General features: G+C 42.5%; 20 protein-coding genes. 8 read left to right on the top strand and 12 right to left on the bottom strand.

Features of this window, described 5'->3' with window-relative positions; genetic code table 11:
- Positions 1-43 precede the first annotated feature (43 nt).
- Positions 44-1,198, bottom strand: a complete 1,155-nt coding sequence (locus G458_RS0118370; RefSeq protein ID WP_026953200.1) for a hypothetical protein — start codon at positions 1,196-1,198, stop codon at positions 44-46.
- A gap of 181 nt (positions 1,199-1,379) precedes the next feature.
- Between G458_RS0118370 and G458_RS21165 the strand changes: the two genes are divergently transcribed.
- Complete coding sequence (locus tag G458_RS21165) at positions 1,380-2,186, top strand: glycoside hydrolase family 25 protein (RefSeq protein WP_051287427.1); 807 nt, start codon at positions 1,380-1,382, stop codon at positions 2,184-2,186.
- Here G458_RS21165 and G458_RS0118360 read toward each other — a convergent pair.
- Both G458_RS0118360 and G458_RS0118355 read right to left on the bottom strand, forming a co-directional pair.
- Positions 2,183-3,346, bottom strand: a complete 1,164-nt coding sequence (locus tag G458_RS0118360; RefSeq protein WP_035468516.1) for an alpha/beta hydrolase family protein — start codon at positions 3,344-3,346, stop codon at positions 2,183-2,185. The two genes, G458_RS21165 and G458_RS0118360, sit on opposite strands and share 4 nt — an antisense overlap.
- Before the next feature lie 10 nt (positions 3,347-3,356).
- Complete coding sequence (locus G458_RS0118355; protein ID WP_026953198.1) at positions 3,357-3,659, bottom strand: hypothetical protein; 303 nt, start codon at positions 3,657-3,659, stop codon at positions 3,357-3,359.
- A gap of 123 nt (positions 3,660-3,782) precedes the next feature.
- On the opposite strand from G458_RS0118355, the gene G458_RS0118350 reads away from it, so the two are divergent.
- Positions 3,783-4,565 (top strand): hypothetical protein, encoded by a 783-nt coding sequence (locus tag G458_RS0118350; protein ID WP_026953197.1) that lies wholly within the window; start codon positions 3,783-3,785, stop codon positions 4,563-4,565.
- Between the two features lie 71 nt (positions 4,566-4,636).
- Here G458_RS0118350 and G458_RS0118345 read toward each other — a convergent pair whose 3' ends face one another.
- Complete coding sequence (locus tag G458_RS0118345) at positions 4,637-6,274, bottom strand: sulfatase family protein (protein ID WP_026953196.1); 1,638 nt, start codon at positions 6,272-6,274, stop codon at positions 4,637-4,639.
- 192 nt (positions 6,275-6,466) lie between these two features.
- Between G458_RS0118345 and G458_RS0118335 the strand changes: the two genes are divergently transcribed.
- Genes G458_RS0118335 through G458_RS22040 form a run of 3 tightly spaced genes read left to right on the top strand, consistent with a single transcriptional unit; the run spans position 6,467 to position 7,909 of the window.
- Entirely contained in the window at positions 6,467-7,402 is a 936-nt protein-coding gene (locus G458_RS0118335; RefSeq protein WP_026953195.1) for a sugar phosphate isomerase/epimerase family protein, read from the top strand.
- Positions 7,403-7,411: 9 nt separating this feature from the next.
- On the top strand, positions 7,412-7,774 hold the full coding sequence (locus G458_RS0118330) for a glyoxalase/bleomycin resistance/extradiol dioxygenase family protein (protein ID WP_026953194.1): 363 nt from the start codon (positions 7,412-7,414) through the stop codon (positions 7,772-7,774).
- A gap of 9 nt (positions 7,775-7,783) precedes the next feature.
- Positions 7,784-7,909, top strand: coding sequence for a hypothetical protein (locus G458_RS22040; protein WP_281171632.1), 126 nt, complete (start codon positions 7,784-7,786; stop codon positions 7,907-7,909).
- A gap of 158 nt (positions 7,910-8,067) precedes the next feature.
- Here G458_RS22040 and G458_RS0118320 read toward each other — a convergent pair whose 3' ends face one another.
- Together G458_RS0118320 and G458_RS0118315 are read right to left on the bottom strand one after the other, a co-directional pair.
- Complete coding sequence (locus G458_RS0118320) at positions 8,068-8,784, bottom strand: hypothetical protein (protein WP_035468464.1); 717 nt, start codon at positions 8,782-8,784, stop codon at positions 8,068-8,070.
- Position 8,785: 1 nt separating this feature from the next.
- Positions 8,786-9,835, bottom strand: a complete 1,050-nt coding sequence (locus tag G458_RS0118315) for a hypothetical protein (protein WP_026953192.1) — start codon at positions 9,833-9,835, stop codon at positions 8,786-8,788.
- A gap of 197 nt (positions 9,836-10,032) precedes the next feature.
- On the opposite strand from G458_RS0118315, the gene G458_RS0118310 reads away from it, so the two are divergent.
- Positions 10,033-11,841, top strand: a complete 1,809-nt coding sequence (locus tag G458_RS0118310) for a serine hydrolase (protein ID WP_026953191.1) — start codon at positions 10,033-10,035, stop codon at positions 11,839-11,841.
- Positions 11,842-12,150: 309 nt separating this feature from the next.
- Here G458_RS0118310 and G458_RS0118305 read toward each other — a convergent pair whose 3' ends face one another.
- Entirely contained in the window at positions 12,151-13,293 is a 1,143-nt protein-coding gene (locus tag G458_RS0118305) for a DUF4221 family protein (protein WP_026953190.1), read from the bottom strand.
- 313 nt (positions 13,294-13,606) lie between these two features.
- Here G458_RS0118305 and G458_RS0118295 point away from each other — a divergent pair, with 313 nt between their 5' ends.
- Both G458_RS0118295 and G458_RS0118290 read left to right on the top strand, forming a co-directional pair.
- Positions 13,607-13,996, top strand: coding sequence for a VOC family protein (locus G458_RS0118295; protein ID WP_026953189.1), 390 nt, complete (start codon positions 13,607-13,609; stop codon positions 13,994-13,996).
- A gap of 193 nt (positions 13,997-14,189) precedes the next feature.
- A complete protein-coding gene (locus G458_RS0118290) occupies positions 14,190-14,414 on the top strand; it encodes a VF530 family protein (protein WP_084438899.1) in 225 nt (74 codons plus the stop codon).
- 100 nt (positions 14,415-14,514) lie between these two features.
- On the opposite strand, the gene dnaN is transcribed toward G458_RS0118290, so the two are convergent.
- The 5 genes from dnaN to G458_RS0118265 all read right to left on the bottom strand — a co-directional run bounded on the left by dnaN (position 14,515) and on the right by G458_RS0118265 (position 19,745).
- A complete protein-coding gene (gene dnaN, locus G458_RS0118285) occupies positions 14,515-15,639 on the bottom strand; it encodes a DNA polymerase III subunit beta (RefSeq protein ID WP_026953187.1) in 1,125 nt (374 codons plus the stop codon).
- A gap of 215 nt (positions 15,640-15,854) precedes the next feature.
- A complete protein-coding gene (gene gldG, locus G458_RS0118280; protein ID WP_026953186.1) occupies positions 15,855-17,540 on the bottom strand; it encodes a gliding motility-associated ABC transporter substrate-binding protein GldG in 1,686 nt (561 codons plus the stop codon).
- The gene (gene gldF / locus G458_RS0118275) at positions 17,537-18,256 is read right to left on the bottom strand and encodes a gliding motility-associated ABC transporter permease subunit GldF (RefSeq protein ID WP_026953185.1); all 720 of its coding nucleotides are present in this window, start codon (positions 18,254-18,256) and stop codon (positions 17,537-17,539) included. Before gldF ends, gldG begins: the two co-directional genes overlap by 4 nt.
- Positions 18,253-19,164 (bottom strand): gliding motility-associated ABC transporter ATP-binding subunit GldA, encoded by a 912-nt coding sequence (gldA, locus tag G458_RS0118270; RefSeq protein ID WP_026953184.1) that lies wholly within the window; start codon positions 19,162-19,164, stop codon positions 18,253-18,255. Before gldA ends, gldF begins: the two co-directional genes overlap by 4 nt.
- Positions 19,165-19,370: 206 nt before the next feature.
- Positions 19,371-19,745 carry a four helix bundle protein gene (locus G458_RS0118265; protein WP_026953183.1) on the bottom strand — a complete coding sequence of 125 codons (375 nt, stop codon included), beginning with the start codon at positions 19,743-19,745 and terminating at the stop codon, positions 19,371-19,373.
- Between the last annotated feature and the right edge of the window lie 131 nt (positions 19,746-19,876).

Below are 19,876 nucleotides of genomic sequence, written 5' to 3'. Positions count from 1 at the left end.
TCTTTTGCTTACTATTTCCCTAAAACCTTGCATAACTTCAGATTTACTTTTTCACCAACTTCATTCGATACAGGATTACACCTTTATCTTCCACCTCAGATAGGCTTGGATTTTTGGAAGTCACCAATTCACCTTTTTTATTGATTACGGTGGGACCATGTACTCCATGAGGTAGGCGAAGGTCGGCTCGGATCAATTCATACTCCTTGGAAAAAACAGCCACATAGTAAGGATCATTTTTCTGAATATTCAGCCGTCCTTCAGGAGTGGTACTGTCCATAGTGGCATATTTTTCTTTGGAAATCCCCTTTTTATAAATCGCCAAAATGTATTCGTCCATCACCAAAATATCCTCCAAAGAAGCCGAACGGAAGCTTTGCATTTGATCAAAGAAAGATCCTGCTTGGGCTGGCTCTACGGGTGAGTAGCCAGCCCAGTTTGGAATAGGTAATTCCACAGTGTGCTGATAATTTAATTTCCCTCCTTCTTCCCGATAAACATAAAATCTCGGCTCCAGCCACATTCCCAAAAGCCATTCCTTCCCGTTTTTGGTAACTACCGGAATGGGAAACCCATGCACCTTGCCGTCCAAAAGCGGGGAGGTTTCAGGCAAGAACATCGTCCCCACTGTATCAGGAGAAGCCAAATCCTGAATTTGGATCATCGGCTTTTTGTAAATGCTCAAGTAAAAATCAGGACTGTCAAAGCTCATCGGCATATTCTCTGGCAATAAGTAAGGATATATTGCTTTCCCGTCTTGCTCATGAAATCCGAGTTTGGGATAAAATATAAAGCTAGTGTATGGATACGGAACGGACACCTCCCCTACCCTTTCCCCATTTTCAAACTTGACATATCCTTGATCCGGAGTAAGTACTATCACTTTCCCATCTACATAAGAAATGCCCATAACCATCGAAATTCTATCCAATCCTTCTGGGCTCAAGACCTTGTTTTGAACAACCTTCCCGTCTCCTGAAACTTCGAGATAAGCTTGGGACATATCGTTGACCAAGAGATATTGGTCCAAATTGGCATCATAATCCTGAAGTCGTAATTCCCCCAGAAAATCAACTTGAATGGAGTCTATCACCTCCAGAGAAAGCTCTGTTTTGGAGTTGGTATCAGATTTTTTTGGACTACAGCTAGCAATTAAAAGAACTGAAACAGCACTAGCCTTGATTAACTTATCAATCATCGGTAAATATTTAAAAAGGAGTAGAAAAACTAAAGATACAATATAGCTAATTGCCAAAAGCTTACAAGTCAGAAGTCTAATTTTTTCTTAAGGAAAAAGCCTTGTAAATGCTCAAGAAAACGAAAAAAAACTGAAACCTGAGCCTTCAAACCAGCCGGTTTTTTTCACAATTTTGCCCCACATGCCTCGAAAGCCTTCCACCAACTCTTCCATCTGGGTAGTATTAGTGATCCTTGCCTGCCTCTTTATTGGGGCATTTTGGGTTATTCGTTACCAAAGTTGGCAGAAAAAAGAACTCAGAGATTACACTCGACAAGCTCCCAAATGGACAGAAGCACTAAAATTTGAGCAAGTTTTTGGAAACTTCTCGGATGGGATTTTAGGCATTGATGTATCAGAATATCAGGGAAAAATAAACTTTAGTGGCCTCCAGCTTCAGCTCCAGAGTCGCCCTATAGAATTTGTAGTCATTCGGGCAACTATGGGCAAGGATGGAGTGGACCGGAGATTCAAGCAGAATTGGGAAGGATTTAGAACCTTACCAGTGGTAAGAGGCGCCTATCATTATTATCGACCGGATGAAAACAGCACCCAGCAGGCTAAGAACTTCATTCAACAAACAAAGCTCAAGGAAGGGGATTTAATTCCGGTGCTGGATATTGAAAAGCATAGCACCATTCAGTCCAAAGATCGTCTCCGTCAAGGAATCAAAAACTGGCTGCAACTCGTGGAGGCTCATTACGGAGTCAGGCCTATGATTTATACAGGAGATAAGTTCTTTTGGGAAGTGCTTCATAACCAAGGATTTGATGAATATCCGATCTGGGTGGCCAATTACAACCGGGTGCTTGAACCTCAAACCCAAAACTGGGTCATCTGGCAGTTTTCCGAAAAAGGAAGCCTTCCCGGAATCGGAGCAAGAATTGACCTGAACTTGCTTCGCGGAGGAAGATTCCAGTTGGTCAAGCTGAAAATGCCACCCCGTTAATCCAACTTTAGGTATTCCATCACTGCTGCATCTCCCTGAAGTGCAGTAGCTGGAAAAGGATATTCCAAATTAAAAACCCGCAATTGATCCGGTGAGAGTAAAGTCACAAAGCTTTCGTCAAAGCCATCCCTGTAGGGAATTTTTCCAACAGAAAGTCCCAAATAGTGCCCCAGAAAATTATAGGCTGCAGCCCGTTTGTTTTTCCCATAATCATGACGCTCTCCTGCAAAATGAACATTGTCTGCTTTGCTTTGGGCTTGGTAGGTTTTATATACTTTTTGGACATAAGGAAACTCGATCCGAGGGGTATTTTTCGTCCAGTCTCCCCCGTCCGAAATCAACAACATAGGTCTAGGAGCTGCCAATGCCGCTATTTCGACGTTGTTGGTTTGGTGATGAGAACTTTTATGGATGGGCATTCCGCTTTCACATTCACATCCTCCAAAGAAATAAGCCGAAACCATCACCACAGGAACTGAGACGGTAATTCGGGAATCCAAAGCGGTAATGACTATGGTTTGAGTCCCTCCTCCAGATTCCCCGGTTACCCCAATTCTTGAGGCGTCCACATCAGGTCTGGAGATGAGGTAATCGATCACCCGCTGGGAATTATAGGTTTGCAGGGTCAAGGCAATGGGCATTTTATGGCTTGTCTGCTTGGAATCTCCGTAGCCGATCATGTCGTAGGCAAAAACGACCGCTCCCATTCTGGCCATTGCAGCACTCCTTTTCTGGACACTCTCCCCAAACCGGGGGTCATTCCCATGGCCATGGGCACTGAGGATCCCAGGGAATTTTTGAAAAGGCTCTGAAGAAACAGGACGATAAAGATTGCCGGTGATAAAAAACCCAGGAAAGCTTTCAATCGCAATATTCTCCACGATATAACCATCCATTTCCCGAGTGCTGTGAATGATGGGCTTAAATTCCGGACTTCTTGGTGGCATTTGATTCAGCTTCATTCCGGTGATCATTCCCTCCCGGATTACTTTTGCCCGAATTTCCCAATCCGATCGAGTAGTCCAATCTTTTGCCCACTGATTCATAAAAAACTCTGCCTCATCTTCGGTCCAGTAAGCTCCTTGACAAAGCATGGATTCTTGGGAAAAACTCAAATTCGACAGCAATACTGACAGGAAAAGGATGAATGGCTTTTTCATGGAAATAGGATCAATTAAGAATGAGGCTTTGTTCATAGGGCAGGTACCCGATTCTTTGGGCGTTCAGGTAGAGCGAGTCTCCTGAACTGGCCTCAAAGGCTTGGGTGAAAATTTCCCAGGGATCAGAGGTTGATTTTCGATATCCGATCCAAGTGCTTGAGGTGGGACAGGAAAGTCTAACTTTTCCATTTTTAAAATCCACTTGAACGCTCTGGGTTTTTGGGGCCTCCTCACCTTTCCACCAGCTTCTAACCATCTCCATTTCGTTGAGGGCTCCCTTGTCACCAATTTGATCACTTTTTCCTTTAGGCATCGCTTCGTTAAACTATTTCACTTTTTTTCAATAAAGAATAATCTAAATTTATGTGGCTAGTAATTTAGATTGCCTGTTGTTTTCGGTAATTTCTTTGAATCTATTTATCTCAATACTCTTTAAATGAAAAATCTTTTTCTTCTGGTTTTATTCTTTGGCTTTATGCTTCAATCTTCCTTTTCCCAGGAAAATCCACCTCAAAGATTCTCATTTTCCGTCAGTGCAGGTCCTGCCTTTTCAGTGGGTGTATTCGGAGGAAATAATATGGAAGAGGCTGCGATTTATTTTCCAGATTCCAGCATACCCAATCTTGCGAGTATTTCAAAGGCTAGCAATGGATTTGCAAAAGTAGGCTATTCTATTTACGGAACTCTTAATTATCATTTCGCCAGTCACTTTTATGTATTTCTTAGATCAGGTGTTACAAACAATCCGATCTCTGTTATCGAAATGGAAGATTTCGTCAATGATCTTTACGGAATGGATTTTCGCTTTTCTCATGAAAATAACAACATGCTATCAATCACTCCTGGACTGGGATATTTCTTGAAAAAAGGAAGTTGGGAATATCGAACGGGAATATTTTTAGGCTATGGACAGATCAACTACCCTTATTACGAGATGGTTAGGGCAGTTGGAAATGAAACTCTTACATGGGCTCATGTCGGCTCTAGACCCAATTCATCCTCTATTACAGCGGGAGGAAATCTGCAAGTATCCAGGGCTATTGGAAAATTTCAATTAGGCTTGGAAGCCAGTTATCAACGGGCTGATTTTGACTACTCTATATTTCCCCGTACAAGTCCCGGAGGTAGTCAATCTGTAACCTACGAGGATACAATTAAGGTCCGAACCTTGAATTTTGGACTTTTCTTATTGTATCCTCTGGTTGGACATGAAAAATAGACCATGTGAATATGTTTCACAGAAAAAAGAACTGATTACTTTTCAGTAGTTCATGTTTTGTCAATTTTTTTTCAATCCTTTTTACCCAATTTTATGGAAACCTCCACCGCCTCAAAGCCTATTCGGTGGCTATTTACATATAATGAATCTCCTACCACCGCCTCAAAAGGCCCGGTGTAAATCTTCCAAGCATCCCCACTGGACTTTCGCCAGCCGATCAGGGCTGAGGATGTAAGGCAAGAAAGGGTGACCTTCCCATCGGAGAAACTTACCTCAGCTTCCGCAGTGACGGGAGGGTTTTCTCCTCCATTCCACCAGTTTCGAACCATTTCCATTTCATTCAGGGCACCTTTGTCTCCGTACTTAGCGACCCAGTCCTCGTGGGCTTTACGCAGCTCAGCAAGCTTCTCGGCGTATTCTGGATTGCCTGCCAGATTATTAAACTCCCAAGGATCGCTTTGGGTATCGTAGAGTTCTTCCTCGGGCTTGCTTTGGGCAAACCAGCGGGCTTGATTGGCATCCAAAAGTCCTTTTTCATTCAAGTCTAGCAAGTGAAGCATCAAGGGATTCTGAAGGCGGTATTGAATGTTTTGGTAATTAGCCTTCTCAGGCATGTAATTTCGGATGTATTTAAATCGACCATCGGAAACTGCCCTTACCCGATCGTACTCGCTGTCCATCCGGTCTCTGGCAGCATAAACGTATTTTCTGGGCTCTGTTTTTTGGGCTCCCAAGAAAGCCTGCCCCTGCATGGATTCAGGAATTGGTACTCCTGCCAGAGAAAGTAGTGTCGGACCAAAATCCACAAAGCTGACCAGTTCATCTGTTTTGCTTCCTCCTTTCAACCATGGTGCTTTCACCAAAAGAGGCACTTTCAGCCCCCGGTCGTACAGTTCCCGCTTGAAATAGGGCATCCCATCCCCGTGGTCGGAATAGAAGAAAATGATGGTATTCTCATAGAGCCCATCCTCCTTGAGCTGGGCAATTATTTCTCCCACCTGCTGATCCATCCGCATCACATTGGTGATGAATCGAGCCAAAACTTTTCTTGACACCTCGTCATCCGGATACACCGGGGGGACTTTTACGTCTTTCGGATCCACCAACAACTCCTCATTTTCCCTAGCCCAAACCTGAGACTCATGCGTAATGGTAAAGTTGAAAATGGAGAAAAACGGCTGATCGGGATCTTTGCGGTTTCTCCAATGAGCCTTAGTGCCACTTTCATCCCACATGATCACCGGGCTTTGAAACTGGTAATCTTCCTTGGAATTGTTGCTGGTGTAATAGCCATTGAGCCGGAGATATTCTGGATAGGCGCGCATACCTTCTGGCAATACGACAGAGTAACTTTTAAACCCCGGAGGATAGGCATCGACGGCATTTGCAGACATTCCGGTGGTTCGCATATGCATGGCGCCAATGGAGGTCTGGTATGCTCCCGTGATCAAGGCTGCCCGACTGGGTGCACAGACTCCTGCGGTGGAAAAAGCATTTTGGTATTGGACAGATTCTGCGGCCAAAGCATTGAGATGGGGAGTCTTGCCCCCTGTACCTCCATAAGTCTCCAAATGCTCCGGAGACATGTCCTCACAAACAATCCAGACAATATTGGGACGCTTGGGAAAATCAATTTCCTCCTCTTCTACTTTTGGGGAAGCACAGCTCATGACAAAAAACACCAGAACGGCGAATGAGAAAAAGCGCATGGTCGATTATGGGTTGGATGAATTACAAGATAAACTTTTCGAAAGATTTTCCTTCCCCGCTCTTCACTGATTCCCAGCCTTTACCCAGATCAAAATTCAGGATTTCTATTTTTTGGTTAACTTCCCTCTTCTATGTTGAGCAGCTGATCCTCTTCAACATATTATGACCCGAAAACCTACTTTCCTTATTCTATGAATTCGAGAAGAATATTCCTGAAAAATTCCAGTTTGGCTGCAACTGCCTTTGGCTTGGGCCTTCCTCAATTGGCTTTTGCCCAAAAAGAAGCAGATCCTTTGTTTAAAATATCCCTAGCAGAATGGTCAGTCAACAGGCTCCTATTTTCCAAGCAACTGGACCATTTGGATTTTCCCTTGGAAGCCAAAAAACACGGGATTTTGGCCGTGGAGTATGTCAACCAGTTTTTTATGGACAAAGCCCAAGATGAGGCCTATTTGAAAGAAATGAATTCCCGCTGCGAAAATGAAGGGATTACTCAGGTTTTGATTATGGTAGATAGGGAGGGGATGTTGGGAGCTCGATCCGATGCAGACCGGAAAGAAGCCGTGGAAAAACATAAGAAATGGATTGAGGCTGCAAAATTTTTGGGATGTCATACTGTACGAGTTAATGGCTATTCGGATATCGCCTGGTCCCAGAACCCTGCTGATGCGGCCGAAGCATCCAAATTGGTAACCGACGGCATTCGGCAGCTTTGCGAATTTGCAGCTCCTTATGGGACCCATATCGTCATCGAAAACCATGGGGGATTTTCCTCCAATGGAAAATGGCTGGCAGAAACTATCCGGAATGTTCAACACCCATTGGCGGGAACCCTTCCAGATTTCGGGAACTTCAGAATTGGAGCAGTGGATGGAAATCCGGTTTCTTACGATTCCTATCGAGGAGTAGATGAACTCATGCCATTGGCTACCGGAGTGAGTCTCAAGCCGAAAGTATGGGATGATGCAGGAAATGAGTCCGAACTGGATTATGAGCGGATGATGAAAATCGTACTGGCCCATAATTATCATGGCTATGTTGGAATCGAGCATGGGGAGCGGGATAGAGAATGGGAAAGCATCGTGGAAATCCGTGAGATATTGGAAAGATTACAACAAACACTTTGATGACATATCGTGGCTACTGAGTTTCTCCAAGCAGTCCCCGTACTTCCCTCTCAGAATATCGAAAGAGATGTAGAATGGTATTGCAACAACTTAGGTTTCACCAAGGTGTTTGGAGACGAGATGTATGCTGGAATCAGGCTTAACGAAATCTGGATTCATCTTCAATGGCATGCGGACACCCCTGAAGATCCTTTGTTAGGGGGATCAGTCATACGGATTTTTGTCAAAAATATCCAACCCTATTTTGAAGCCTTGGTCGCCAAAGGTGTGGTTCCTTCAGATAAGCTACGTTGGAATACCCCATGGGGAACCCATGAATTTGGCCTTTATGACCTGAATCAAAATGCAATCTTTTTTGTAGAAGACCTTTAATTCTGACTAATGAGAAAAATCTTTACTCCTATTCTGATCCTTTTATCGATTTCCTTTTCCTATGGGCAAAGCAAACTCATCAATTTTAAAGAACTTGAAGCTGAACTTGAAAAGGAAAACTTAGCTTTGGAATAGGTAAAATGGTCTGAATACCAAATCAATTTTAAAACTCTACATGATCAAAGTTGGAATCATGGTTACTTGGTCGAGGACGTACAAAATAAACCAGATTTGAAAAACATTAGAAAATTTTTATCTGGAAACTGGCTGGGGAAATTCCCCAGCCAAATTATTTAAAAGCTAATACGATAGCCAAGAAGTAAAGACCAATAATTCCCGCTAAATGTGTAGTTATTACTGTAAGAATTATTCTGGTACTCTACTCGATCCAATTTATATGAAATCGAAGGTTCATTCAAGTCAACTCCCCATCTTGAAGTAATTGTAAGTCTTGATTTTTCAGAGAAATCATAATAAAGACCAATCTCTGGCTTTACATGAATTGATTGACGGGTGACAAATGTCTGTCCATATAGTAAAATCGGAATCTGTTGCTCTCCATTTGGAAGTCTTATCGACTGCCAAATTCCGGTATATTCAATCTCATCAAAACTAGTTTGGGAATAATGAATACCTACTCCAAGAAATATTCCCAAATCACCAGAGATAAAAATATCTTTTTGAATTTTTGGACCAATTGACCAGTAATTCGCATTTGGACCACCTTTATTTATAATATTTAAGGGTGAAAACGAATATCCAATATCAAACCTGTAAACATCTGATTCCAGCCCCAGTAAAAAGTTATTTTTCAATCTTCTAAGGACTCCAAAATTAAGAAACAAATGATTCGTCGTTCCCAATGAAAGTTCAGGAAAATCTCCTTTCAAATTAACATTTGTATTCCCTCCACCAATTTTTGCATCAATTGCCCAATTACTTTGAGCGCTCGAGATAGTTCCAGAAAATATAGAGACTATCATAAATAAGGTCAGTATTAAAGATTTCATTTTAATAACCTTTATCTATTTGCTGAAGATTAAACTGCCAAAATGCTCCAGAAGGTGAATAACCATGAATTCCTCCTGGTTCTCCATAAAACTGTGATCTTAAATAAAATTTTTCCAAGCCTCTACTAGAGGAATAAAAAGTCGCTTCCAGCTCATTATTTAAGGTATTTGATTGGGACATGGACTTTTGTAGAGTACTTCCACTCTTTTTACTCAAAAATTCATAATCCCAAAACAGATAAAGTGTAGTTGAGGTTGCGGTCCAAACAACAGAGCCATCTTCCGGTTTTCTCATATGTTTTGCTTTTGAAAATAACCTAAAAGAAATTGCGGCTGCATCATAAACATGCTTCGCATCTAATCGATACCGAAAACTTCCTCCCGAATAGGCTATCCCGAGAATGTCACCGTTGAAAGGGTCATTGAAGTATTGCGAATTATCGCATTTATCCCATCTACATCCTGCTGATACGGTTGCAGCAGAAGGATTGAAAGAATTCAATATTCTAGCATTGTAGGAAGCTTTTTCAACTGTCGAAGGACTATTGATTTCTAATAATCCAATCACATCATCTTCAAACTTGAATAAACGAATTGATTCACTTGAAATATCCCCTGCAAGAATTTCATCCTTTAGATTTAAATCGGTGGATACAACGGCAGTTCGGTTATTGAAATTTAAGTAAATCAGATAGTCTTCAAGGATTATAAATCCATCTTGATCCAAAAGCTCCAAGAGTGTACTTCCTTCCCAAGCTGTAATTTCATTATACTCTTCTTGACTGATTCGAAGATTATCACCCGATTGCTTCAATTCATCAAGTCCTTTTTGAAAACTGTTAAAGTCTCTAAAGGAGAGTTTTTCCTTTCCGGTGATAAGGTCCTCATACTTATCAAATGAATTTACTTTTAAAGTTCCCTGTATCACTTCCACTTCAGATGAAGCTAACTCCAAGGGAATTTCTTCATCAAACGAGGTAGTACAACTAATGCCCTCCCAGATCATTAAACCAAGAAGGCTTTTACTCAAAATTTGTTTTTTGCTTTGCATAAAATATTCGTTAAAAGTATTCCCAACTTTAAGCGAAAAAATTTAGTCAAAAAATACCCTATATAGGGGATTTTCGAGCGCTTTATTCAATCTCTTGGACGAACCTTAGTTTGTGTAATGGTCAATTAGAATCGGAAAGAAATCTATGTTTCTTTAGTTCCAATTATTTATACTTGTAGGATTACCTCAAGAGACCAATGAAAAAATTTCTCCTTTCCCTGCTCCTTCTCAACTTCATTTATAGCTTCTCATTTTCTCAGAAAACCCAAGATGTCTTTAAGCAATTGGACTCCGAACTCGAAAAAGCCCGAGTGGCTTTAAAGGCACCTGGCTTTGCCATCGCCATTGTCCAAAAGGATAAAATCGTCTATGCGAAGGGATTTGGCTACAAAGATGTGGAAAACCAAGTTCCGGTAACGGAGAATACGCTTTTCGCCATTGGTTCTTCTTCGAAAGCCTTTACCTCGGCAGTCTTGGGTGTGCTGAGAAAAGACGAGAAAATTGACTTTGACGAGAGGCCCGGCAAATATATTCCCGAACTCCGGTTCGCAGAACCCTGGATGAATGAACAAATCATCGTCAAAGACTTGATGGCGCACCGGACGGGATTGCCGAGGCATGACTTTTCCTGGTTTATGTTTCCCTCCGAATCCAAATCGGAACTGATCAAGCGCATCGAATTTCAAGAGCCTTTCACCGGGTTGCGACAGCAATGGTACTACAACAACTGGATGTTTTTCCTCCAAGGAGAAATCGGTGCCCGACTCACGGGCAAGACTTGGGAGCAAAACGTGAAGGAACTCTTTTTTGACAAATTGGGCATGACCCGAAGCAATTTCCGCATTCCAGAGATGGAAAAGGATGCTGATAAATCCTTTGGCTATTCGGTGGAGCTGGATGGAAAAACCAGCAAAATGGACTACTACAACATCGCTGCCATGGGTCCTGCAGGAGCAATCAATTCCAGTGTTTCGGAAATGTCCAATTGGCTCATCACCTGGATCAATGGCGGAAAATTCAAAGGCGAACAAATCATTCCAGAGGATTATGTGAAGGAAGCGATGAGTGCGCAGATGGTGGTATCCGCTGGCACCCCTTCTAAAGAGCATCCCGATGTGCAGTTTTCCAACTATGGCTATGGCTGGTTTTTGGCTTCCTATCGGGGACATTATCGAGTAGAGCATGGAGGAAATATCGACGGCTTCTCGGCTTCCGCCTCCTTCTTCCCTTCAGATAGCCTGGGGATCATGATTCTGACCAATCAAAATGGCTCTCCCCTTCCCAATGTCGTCCGAAATATGGTCGCCGACCGAATGCTCAATATCAGCCCGCAGGATTGGGTTGGAGAAGCTGTCAAGCGACTCGAGGAAGCCAAAGAAGCACAAGCCAAAGCCAAAGCGGCTGCCGACTCTACGGCCAAAGCCAGCCTGACCAAGCCTTCTCACATTTTGATGGACTTCACCGGCACTTACGAACATCCCGGCTATGGTAAGATGGAGATTGACCTGAAAAATGATACGCTCTTTGTGCAGACGGGGCTGTTGGGTGGATTCTTGGAACACAAAGATTACGACACCTTCAATATGTATCTGATTTATCAGGGTAAGCCCAATCGGAACAATGCCTTTCCTTTTCAGTTTGTCAGTAATATGACCGGAGATATTTCCGGATTAAAAGCTGCTTTTGAACCAACCCTCGATCCGATCGAATTCAAGCGGACCCCGAAAGAAAATGAGCTTTCGGTGGATGACTTGAAAAAGTACGAAGGAGCCTACCTCCTGATGGGCGTTCAGGAGGTGAAGATTTACATCAAGGAGGAAAAGCTCTATGCCTTTGTGCCCGGTCAGCCCGAATACGAACTGGTCAATATCGGCGAGCATGAATTTAACCTAAAGGTGCTGGAAGGCTTTAAAGTGAAGTTTGAGGAAAAAGACGGGGAGATAACTGCAGTGAGCTTTATCCAGCCGAATGGGACGTTTAGAGGAGAAAGGAAGCTGGTAAAGTAAGTCTGAATGCTAAAATCAGAAAGCTTAAAATGATGGAAAACCTTTGAGGGCTATTCAGACCTCGAAGGTTTCTCTTTTTTGCAAAAATTGGCTCGCGAAGACGCAGCTCTTCGAGATTTACAATCTCGAAGCCTTATCAGGAGATTTTTAATCTCCAAATCCAAATTCTCTTTAAAACAGAAACTAAAAGGTTTATCCAGATTGAAAATCCTATGATTGAGGTTCAGGATTACAAATCCTGAAAAGCAAAATAAACATGAATTATTCGATGAGGTTAACCAATCCTCCTCATTGGAAAAGCGGTTTATGTTATCTCAACTCCAGCAATTCAAATTGCATTAAATCCTCCTGATTTTCCGGATTCTTGGGGTGCTGCAGGGATAGGTAAAGGCCCTTTTTCCCAATAAAAACATTGTCCGGATGGTACTTCCCGGGTTCAAATTTTTTCTCGGTGATCACCTTCAGATCAGAGTCCAAAACCATCACCACAAATGACCCTAAGGCATTCCCTTGGCTTCTAATATCGGCAATAGAGGCATCTGGCAAACTTGGAAACGCAAACCTATAGTAGACATCCCGGTAAGAGTCATATAAAATCGATCCATATCTGCTCGAGGCAAACGCATAGTTTTGATATTCCTCAGACACAGCATCAGGTTTGAAATTAGGCATAGTTTGATCCAAAAACTCACTTGCCGCATCCACCGATTTCAAGGTGGAGTCATAGGAAGAGGCATAGTAAAGCCTATGGTCACCAAATAGGGAATAAACCACCTTATCCTTTCCCTGCGCTCTACTGAAATCAACATTTTTCAAGCCAGTGGCCAGGTAATCTTGTGGATAAAAATGATTGAAATACTGAGTCTCTCCGGTTTCCAAATCTATTAGATAACCAAAAGTTTTGCTTGATAAAATCTCGGGAGTAAGCTCTCTGGGGTTTTGCGGAAAACGATGATTGACTGCCAATTTTGAACCTTTCAGCACCGGCGGAGAAATCATATAGCCATTATGCACAAAAGCTGACCCCGCGCCTTCAGGTATTTGATAATTGAATTTCTTCAACAATTCCCCTTCAGCATTAGCCAAGTAAAATGAGGATCCAAATGGTGGATTAAACAGGAAAATACTATCCATACTTTGGACATGAAATCCAAATAATCCTCCCACTCCATTGGGGCCTTCCAGGTCAAATTGAAGAGATTTGATTTTTTCTCCGGTAGAAAAATCAAAGATCTGTAAGGTATTACCCTCCATTTTTAGATTAAAAAAGTATTCCTTTCCATTACCGAAATGATATTGGTAGGAATAGCTCACATTGGAAGTAGAATCATCCAATTGAAGGGCGACAATTTCACCAGTTGGATGAAGTTCTTTGGGTTGAATCTCGGAATTGGATTTGTTTTGGCACTGGAGAAAAAGAACTCCCAGGATTAGCGATAGGAAAAGTCTCATGAAGTAATTTTTCACTAAATATAACGTCATCATTTAAAAAATAAATAGCTTGCCCTGATTATTCGCTGAAATATTACTTTTCTAATTTCAATCGGTCTAGGGACTGTGCGAATGGTAGAACTGCTAGCTCTCCAGCTCTTCGAGATTTGCAATCTCGAAGCTCTATCATGAGATTTTTAATCTCTAAATCCAAACTCTCTTTAAAAAAGAAACTAAAAGGTTTATCTGGATTGAAAATCCTATGATCGGGTTCAGGATTACAAATCCTGAACAGCAGAACAGCTGAAACAGCAAAATTCTTTTACTTTGAATCATGAAACAACAGCTCGGACAAATCACTTTGCTCGTCGGAGACTATGATGAAGCAATCTCCTATTATACCCAGACCCTGGGGTTTGAACTTTTAGAAGATACTCCTATGAGCGAAACCAAACGCTGGGTGAGCGTCTCTCCTCCCGGGTCAGCTTGTCACTTGCTTTTGGCTAAGGCAGCCAACGAAGCTCAGGAAAAGCAGATTGGAATTCAGGCAGGAGGAAGAGTGATGTTTTTCTTATATACCGATGACTTTTATCGGGATTATGAAAACTATCGTTCCAAAGGGGTGGAATTTATCCGGGAGCCTTCTGTGGAACCTTATGGAATCGTATCGGTATTTAAGGATTTGTATGGAAATCTTTGGGATTTGATCCAGCCGGTGCAGTAGGAAGTGGGCAGTAAGCAGTGGGCAGTAAGCAGTGGGCAGTAAGCAGTGTCCAGTAGGCGGTTTGCAAAAGTACAAATGATAGAAAGTAGTCCTGTTTTCTGAAAGCAGGATTTAAAAATCCAATGAAATAGTCCAGCTTCGGAAGAAGTGCGATAACAATAACTTATAACTAATTTCTAATAACTCTTACCCTTTGGAACATCAACCCAACAATCCCCTGCATGGCGTCCGACTAGATGCCATGCTTCAGCAACTGATTGAATTTTATGGATGGAAAGAACTTGGGGAAAGAATACCAATCCGCTGCTTTACCCATAATCCTTCTATGGGCTCCAGTCTCAAATTTCTCAGACAAACTCCTTGGGCCAGAGAAAGAGTGGAGGGTTTGTATTTGAAGATGTTAAGGGATAAAAAGTAATCTTTGGCTAACCCTCTAAGAGATAAAAACCCATGGAGGGTCCATAAAAAAAGCCCGGATCAAAAAAATCCGGGCTTTCGATTTATGGTTGTGGTTAAGATTATACGTAGTTGTTCAACATTACAGGCATGACAAGCATTAGGATATCTTCGTTGGCATCCTGCTCTACCGGAATGATCAAGCCAGCACGGTTTGGCGCAGAAAATTTCAAACTTACTTCTTTGCAGCTGAGGTTATTGAGCATTTCTACCAAAAACTTCGCATTGAACCCGATTTCAATATCTTCACCTTCGTGATCACAGGAAAGTCTTTCATTGGCTTCATTGGAGAAGTCCAAATCTTCAGCTGAAATCATCAATTCACTTCCTGTCAATTTCAGACGAACCTGATGAGTCGTTTTATTGGCATAGATGGCAATACGTCTCAAAGTTCCGAGTAACTCCAAACGATCGATGTTCATCTGGTTTGGATTGTCCACTGGAATTACATTTTCGTAGTCCGGGAATCTTTCGTCGATCAATCGGCAGATCATTTTGATTTGTCCAAACTTAAAGTAAGCATTGCTTTGGTTGAACTCCACTGATACCGGCACATTCTCAGATGGCAAAGTAGACTTCAGGAGGTTTAGCGCTTTTCTTGGAATGATCAAGCTAGCTCCATTGGAAGAAGCCACATCCACTCTTCTGTATCTGATCAATCGGTGACCGTCTGTAGCCACAAAGGTGGTATTGGTAGGGCTCAAATTGATATAAACACCTGTCATGGCGGGGCGAAGCTCGTCTGAAGAGGTTGCGAAAATGGTGTTGGCAATCGCAGAAGAAAGCACTTCAGTGGACATATCCACCGTGGTGGCATTGTTTACCGTAGGGATCTTCGGGAAGTCCGTCGCATTTTCCCCTGCCAATCTGTAGCGACCATTGTCCGAGCTGATTTCTACAGCATAGGTGTCGTGATCGATGCTGAAAGTCACGGGCTGCTCTGGAAGATTTTTGAGGGTTTCGATCAGAATTCTAGCCGGAACCGCAATATTTCCATCCTCTTTGGCTTCCACATGGATTTGCGTCATCATAGAAGTTTGCAAATCTGAAGCAGTGATGGTCAGTTCGGAGTCTTTGATCTCGAAAAGGAAGTTTTCCAAAATCGGAACTACCGGATTGGTAGTGACAACACCGTTGATGGCCGAAAGCTGCTTGAGCAAAGCAGAAGAGGAAACAATAAATTTCATATGACTATTATTATTTTATTTTCTTGGGCCTGATGAAATCCTGGCAGTTAGGTGACATCCCACTAAGGAAAATTCCTCACTTGATCGGACTTCATGTCTAAAGGCTTAGTATTACTTTTTATACCAATGGGGTAAATTTATAAATAAAATGCTAATTCGATGGACTGCATTGATCTTTCCATCAAAATTCTTACAGGCAAATTTATCTTTCAGGCCTATGCACTTCGGCTATACCTTTTCTTTCGGATAAAAAGGATAATTCCTCCCAAAATCAACACCACTAGTACAGGTCCTCCAATATTGATTACTTGCCAGTAATTCTTCTGCTCCACGACCTTTACCCGATCCAAAGGCCTAATTCGGAAACTCCTGGTCCGTGTAGCAATGATCCCCTCAGGATCCGAAAGGTATTGCGTCAAGTTTAAAAGCAACTGCTTATTGGCAAAGGTGGTCATCGAGAAAGGGTCTTCTCCCAAAGGCAGGGGCTGATTGGTTTCTACCTCTGCTTGGCTTTGGAAGATCGAGCCGTCTCCGAATACTACCACTTTCCCTTTCCCGGATTCCAGAAATTGCCGGCCTTGAAATTCATCCGGTAAAAATCGGTTTTTGAACAAAGAGGTAAACTCCCCTTCCAGTAAATACGCCAAAGGCAAATTCTTCAGACCAAACTCTTCCACTTTGGGAGCTTGCTGCATATCTGCAAAAGCTACCCGGGAAGGTGCTTGGATTTTTCTTGCATTGTCTGATCCGAAAATAAGCGGTGTCTTCACCACACCTTCGGCCATCACCGTATCCAAACTGCTGACAAATCTGAAGTTAACTTGATCCAGAGCTTTAGTAATCGGATGAGTGGCGACTCGACCGGCGTTGAAATAAAATGGCCAAGGCAAGGGAACCATTTGGTTTTGATTGCCAAAGGTTCCTCCCATCACAGGGATATAGCTGAAATTCAAGTCCTGAATCAAATCTTTATTTATCCTGACACCATACCGAAAAAGCAAACGGTCCAGCTCATTTTCCAAGGGAAAAGAGACTGTGCCATCTCCTCCAGCCTGAGCCAAATCCACATCCACTCCTTCAGCTCCAATCACCAAATTCCCTCCTTGAAGGACATATTGATCCAGTAAAAACAACTCCCGATCGGTATAGCTTGACTTTGGCCCTAAAATGAAAATAGTGCCGAAAGTCTTCAGGTCTTCTACAGATTTAGCTTGCTCCAAAGGAACTTTGAATAGCTCATACTGACCATCCAAGGCCTCCACCATTCCGAATCCATCATCCTCAGAAAGCTCTCCATGCCCAATAATCATGGCAATGGCAGACTTCTCTGGAAAGACCAATTTTCGAATGGCATTGCTTAGTTCATATTCAAGATTCTCAATCGAAGTGTTCAGAATCTGATCAGGAGACATTCCCCTTTCCCCCTTTAACACCAGAGCCCCAACTTCATATTCCTCATCGCTGACCAGAATTCCTGGGAAAATAAGCTGCGCCTGCTGACCGGAATTTTGATTGACAAAAAGGTTGGTTGGGTTGATCCCGTAATCCGCTAAAGTGTAAATAAAATCTTCCTGTAAGGAATCAGTCACCGAGAGCGGGTCAAAGTAAGAAACGGTGATTTTTTCCGCCGAATAAGCATTGAAAGTACGGACGGTTTCTTCGATGGATTTTTGAAGTCTTCGCATGCCCCCGGGAAGATTTTCTCCGGTCAGCAAAATATCCACATGTAATGGACGATCCAGACCTTGGAGCAACTCTTTGGTAGCAGGATGCAGAGAAAACCTTTTTTCTTCTGTCAAATCCACGCGAAATCTCAAAAACTGGCTAGCCAAAACCAAGGCAAGCAGTCCTCCAAAAAGGACCAAAGTAGCACGAATGTTTGTTTTTCGGTTGGAGCTCATTTTCCTTTCAAAATCAAAACTGAACCCCCTAAAAACACCAAAATCATCCCCAAAAGGAAAAACACATCCCTGCTATCTACCACTCCCCGGCTAAGGCTGATGTAATGATAACTAAGGCTAAACTCTTCCACCCAATACGCCAACTCCCCGGAAAGCATCTCAGACAATGCGGTAAATCCAAAGTAAAGGACAAAACAAAGAAAAACGCCCAACACAAAAGCCACCACCTGCTGGGAAGTCAAAGCACTGGCAAACAATCCAACCGCAGCAAACGTGGCTCCGATCATGATTAATCCGATCCAGCTTCCAAAGAAGCCTGCCCAATCCAGATTTCCGGGAGGATCCCCCAGCTGGGCTATAGCATAGGCATAAAGAAGTGTGGGCAATACTGCCAAAATCACCAGGGCCAATAAGGCTAAATATTTGGCAAGAATGATCTGAACCAATGATAGTGGTGAGGTTTGCAACAATTCCCAGGTTCCGTTTTTCCGCTCCTCAGCTATCGCCCGCATAGAAAGTGCCGGAATCAAAAAAGTGAATACATAAGGAGTGTAGCTAAAAAGTGACTCTAAATCTGCGAATCCATATTCCAAAACAGAGCTTTCCGGAAATACCCAAACGATCAAACCTATGGCCACTAAGAACAATACCAATACCAGATAGCCGGTTAGGCTTCCAAAAAAGGCGTTGATTTCTTTGAAAAACAGACTTTTCATTGGCCTTGGGTGATTTCTCGAAAAAGGGTTTCCAGATTTTTCTTGCCTTGATTGAGACTGATTAGGTTCAGGTTTTTGGATTGCACAATTTGCATCAAAACCTTTCTTGCCTCTTGAGGCTCTGAAGTCAACAGAACCAATTCTCTATTTCCTTTGGGCCCAAATTTCAACTCACCCAGATTGGCGAACCAGTTCAAACTCAATTCCTCCTCAGTCTCCAGGATCAACTCAATCTGACCTGCATTAGCTTTCAAATCTGCTAAAGGACTTGCGGCTAAAATTTTCCCTTGATTGATAATTACTACATCCTGACATATGGCTTCTACTTCCTGCATGATGTGCGTGGAGAAAATCAAAGTTTTGTCCGCTGCGATTTCCTGAATCAGTCTTCGAATATCCACCAGCTGGTTGGGATCCAGCCCCGTGGTCGGTTCATCCAAAATCACTACCTGAGGATCATGAATCAGGGCCCTGGCTAGTCCAACTCGTTGCCGGTAACCTTTGGAAAGCTGGCCTATTTTTTTGTGTTGCTCAGGCAGAAGTCCCGTCTTTTGGATCAGCTCATCTACTCTACGGCGGATTTCCGCAGATTTCATTCCGTAAATTCCTCCGGAAAATTCCAAAAACTCACGGACGTAGAGGTCTAGGTAAAGGGGGTTGTGTTCAGGCAAGTAGCCAATTTTGGAACTTACTTTTTTTGAATTTTCCAGCGCATTTTCTCCCAATACCTTTACCTCCCCGGAATCTGCTCCCAGATATCCGGTGATGATTTTCATGGTGGTTGATTTCCCGGCTCCATTGGGTCCTAAAAATCCCAAAATCCTCCCCGGAGTCGCCGAAAAGCTGACTTCATCCAGTGCTTTCTGGGAACCATAAACCTTACTGAGTCGGGAAACTTGGAGTGACATAAAAAGAAGGACCAAAGAGAAAATCACCCGCATGGCAGGGGCAAAATCCCCTTTGGTCAGGTCTATGGCAAAAATAGGGAATGAGGTCGGAAAGGCAAGGGTTTCAGTAGGCAGATTTCAGTGGGCAGTTTGCAATGGGCAGTTTGCAATAAAAAAGTTCCTGTTTTCAGCTGGCAGTTTAATGGTAAACCAAAGTAGGATTGGAGTTAGTGAGAATGGGCTGAGCCAAACTTTTCTGGATGAGAAATCATATAGCCAATCAATTTCCCTACTTCACCTACTTTTTGAAGTAGATCTTCAGTTTTTTCGTCTGAAATATACCCACATCGATTCGCAAAGCTTATCCAAATGAGTGTTTCAGCATTCTCCATGTCAGCATCCGAAAGCTTGGAAACAAAATGAGCAACATATCTTCGTTTTCGATACCCTTCCCCAATGTTTACACAAACTGATCTACTGGATCTCCTAATCTGATCAGTCAAGGAAAATTTTTCTTCTTTAGGAAATCCTTTGCTGATTTCAAAAATTTCCATAGCAAGTTGAAATGCTTTTTGATAGGCAATAAGGCTGGTAAAATCCATAAACAAATTATCAGTCAAGAAAAATGAACTAAGTTTATTTTAAAAGCTAAGTTAAGTAGTGTCAGTACATATCATATTTCCAAATTCTATATAAATGGATTATTAAACTACATCCAAAAAGTAAATCTATT

The sequence above is a fragment of the Algoriphagus mannitolivorans DSM 15301 genome (assembly GCF_000429425.1).
GTDB lineage: Bacteria > Bacteroidota > Bacteroidia > Cytophagales > Cyclobacteriaceae > Algoriphagus > Algoriphagus mannitolivorans.
This window is presented reverse-complemented; position numbering and strand designations above follow the sequence as displayed.